The sequence below is a fragment of the Hymenobacter agri genome (genome assembly GCF_054778495.1).
In genome coordinates this window covers 1-3,006 of sequence record NZ_BAAGZM010000528.1, presented here as the reverse complement: position 1 = coordinate 3,006, position 3,006 = coordinate 1, and the positions used below count along the sequence as shown (strand labels likewise).

The following is a 3,006-nucleotide window of genomic DNA, read 5'->3' as shown; positions in this document are numbered from 1 at the left end:
CCTGCGCTACGTGCGCCACGAGAAGCGCAGCGCCGGCCGCCGCGCCATCCAGCGCCACCTCGAGCAGCTGCTGGCCGAAAACGCCGACCGCTATAACTCCAACCTGTTCAGCCAGAGTGAGTGGGCCGTGGGCAACATCGAAGAAGTACCCGCCACCTACGTCGCCGATGCCGGCCAGGTAGACGGCCGCGAGGTGCTGCAAGCCTGCTTCGACGCCAACTTCCAGCGCGACCCCAAAATCTTCGCCATCGGTGAGGATGTGGGCAAGATTGGTGACGTGAACCAAGCCTTCGCGGGCTTGCAGGACAAATTCGGCGAGCTGCGCGTGACCGATACCGGCATCCGCGAGTGCACCATTGCCGGGCAGGGCATTGGCGCGGCCCTGCGCGGCCTGCGACCCATCATCGAGATTCAATACCTCGATTACCTGCTCTACGCCATCCAGATTCTGAGCGACGACCTGGCCTGCCTGCAGTACCGCACCAAAGGCGGCCAGAAGGCTCCGCTGATTGTGCGCACCCGCGGGCACCGGCTGGAGGGTGTGTGGCACTCGGGCTCGCCCATGCAAATGATTCTGGGCAGCATCCGGGGCATGCACGTGTGCGTGCCGCGCAACATGGTGCAGGCCGCCGGCTTCTACAATACGCTGCTGCGCAGCGACGAGCCGGCCATCGTAATTGAGTGTTTGAATGGCTACCGCCTGAAGGAAAAAACGCCGAGTAACGTGGGCGAATTCACGCTGCCGCTGGGCCGCCCCGAGGTGCTGCAAAAAGGCACCGACGTAACCGTAGTAACCTACGGCTCGATGTGCCGCATCGTGATGGACGCCGCCCGGCAGCTGGCCGAAGTAGGCATTTCCGTCGAAGTGATTGACGTGCAGACTTTGCTGCCTTTCGATACCGACCAGCTCATTGCCGACAGCCTGGCCAAAACCAACCGCGTGGTATTTGCCGACGAGGACGTGCCCGGCGGCGCCACGGCCTATATGATGCAGCAGGTGCTCGACGAGCAGCAGGCCTACCGCTTCCTCGACGCGCAGCCGCGCTGCCTGGCCGCGCAGCCCCACCGCCCGGCCTACAGCTCCGACGGCGACTACTTCAGCAAGCCCAACGCCGAAGATGTGTTCGACACTGTGTACGAGCTGATGCACGAGGCCGACCCCGAGCAGTTTCCCGAGATTTACTAGGCCAAAAAAAATAACGCTGGGCTTACGGGCCCAGCGTTATTTCGGTAGTTGTGACCGTGTTGCTTTGGTGCATGGCCCGGTCCATAATACTGATTTCGAATCGAAAGACATCGCCGACGGAATACGAAGTCCGGTTCAGGGGCAGGCGCAGCTTGTAGCGCAATGTTCCCTTGAGGGGAGCCGGCTTGTTATCAGTAGTAGGCTCCAGCCGCGGGTAGCGGCCGTCGTATTCGCCGGGATAGCCGTTAGGCGTGTAAAACGGCACAAACGTGTAATTGGGAGCAGTGCCGACTCTTTTAAAAGCCTGAATGAAGTAGTTGTTGCTGGTAGCTAGCCCATTATGCCCGCCGGTTTGGGAATTGTAGGGTGGTACTTTCGTATCAGCGTCATCGAGGCCGAGGTCGCCGTCGCCATCCTGAAAATCAACGGCAAACACGAGCGTATCGCCGGGCGTGGCACCGGGCACCGGCGGCGGCGCGTATATTTTCGTCAGGTTGTTGAAGCTGATACTGGGTGTGGTTGGGTAGCTGGGCGCTTTCAGGCAGCTGCTGACGCCAGCCCAACCAGAGACCAGCACCACAACGGCACCGAGGGTACGAAACAGATTCATAGAAACCAAAGAAGTAAGTTCAGCGACTCAACGGCCGCTGCGGCCCTAAAGTACGTGCTTCGCAACGAATAGCGCGATTGGTTGGTTCAGCCTCGGTCGTGTTGCTCAATTATCTTATGTCTTTCCGTTCCGATTTCATGCGGGCTCTGCCGCAACTCACGCCGGCTACGTTCGAGGCGGCCGCGCTGGCGCTGTTCCGGCACCAGGCCGCGCACTGCCCACCCTACGCCCAGTACCTGGCCCAGCTGCGCCGCGACCCGGCCGCCGTGGCCCGCCTCACGGACATTCCCTTTCTGCCCATCGAGTTTTTCAAAACCCACGAGGTGCGCACCGACGGGGCCGACTGGCAGCCGCAGGAGAAATTTCTGAGCAGCGGCACGACCTTACAGCAGCGCAGCCGCCACCTCGTGCGCGAGCCCGCTCTATACCGCGAAAACGCTGCCCGCATCTTCGAGCAATACTACGGCCCGCTCACCGGCTGGACGTTTCTGGCGCTGCTGCCGTCGTACCTGGAGCAGGGCAATTCCTCGCTGGTGGCGATGGTGGACTATTTCGCCCGGCAGTCGGGCCAGGCGCAGCCCGCCTTTTTCCTGCACGACCACGCCGCCCTGCGCGCCGAGCTGGCCGAGGCTAAGCAAGTGCCCGGCCGCCTCGTCATGCTCATCGGAGTGAGCTACGCGCTGCTGGATTTCGCCGCCGCCACCGGCCCCGCGCCCGAGCTGCAGGGCCTGACGGTGCTCGAAACCGGGGGTATGAAGGGCCGCCGCCGCGAAATGATACGCGAGGAGCTGCACCAGGAATTGCAGCAGGCGTTCGGCCCCGCCGGCATCCACTCCGAGTACGGCATGACGGAGCTGCTCAGCCAGGCCTACTCGCTGGGCGACGGCCGCTTCCACTGCCCGCCGCCGCTACGGGTGCTGCTACGCGAGCCTTCCGACCCGTTCTCGGTGGCCGAGTTCCGACCCGATGGGGCTATCAACGTAATTGATTTGGCGAACATCGATTCCTGCGCGTTCATCGAAACCAAGGACTTAGCCCGCATGCACCCGGACGGCTCGTTTGAGGTGCTGGGGCGCATGGATAATTCGGACGTGCGCGGGTGTAATCAGATGGTGTGATTAGTAGCAAAGAAATTTTGGCGGTGGTCTAAGTGAGGATGGTTCTGTGATTATGTCGGTCGATGCAAATTTTAATTCGGGCTGCGTGCATG

At 61.8% G+C, this 3,006-nt stretch carries 3 protein-coding genes; 2 read left to right on the top strand and 1 reads right to left on the bottom strand.

Annotated elements, in window-relative coordinates:
* Positions 1 to 1,186, top strand: a 1,186-nt coding sequence (locus ACYVDE_RS18825) for an alpha-ketoacid dehydrogenase subunit beta (RefSeq protein ID WP_460503087.1), incomplete at its 5' end; no start/stop codon positions are given.
* Positions 1,187 to 1,208: 22 nt separating this feature from the next.
* On the opposite strand, the gene ACYVDE_RS18820 is transcribed toward ACYVDE_RS18825, so the two are convergent.
* Positions 1,209 to 1,796, bottom strand: a complete 588-nt coding sequence (locus tag ACYVDE_RS18820; protein WP_460503086.1) for a hypothetical protein — start codon at positions 1,794 to 1,796, stop codon at positions 1,209 to 1,211.
* A 116-nt stretch (positions 1,797 to 1,912) separates the two neighbouring features.
* Between ACYVDE_RS18820 and ACYVDE_RS18815 the strand changes: the two genes are divergently transcribed.
* Positions 1,913 to 2,914 carry a long-chain-fatty-acid--protein ligase gene (locus ACYVDE_RS18815; protein ID WP_460503085.1) on the top strand — a complete coding sequence of 334 codons (1,002 nt, stop codon included), beginning with the start codon at positions 1,913 to 1,915 and terminating at the stop codon, positions 2,912 to 2,914.
* The last annotated feature ends 92 nt before the right edge of the window (positions 2,915 to 3,006 follow it).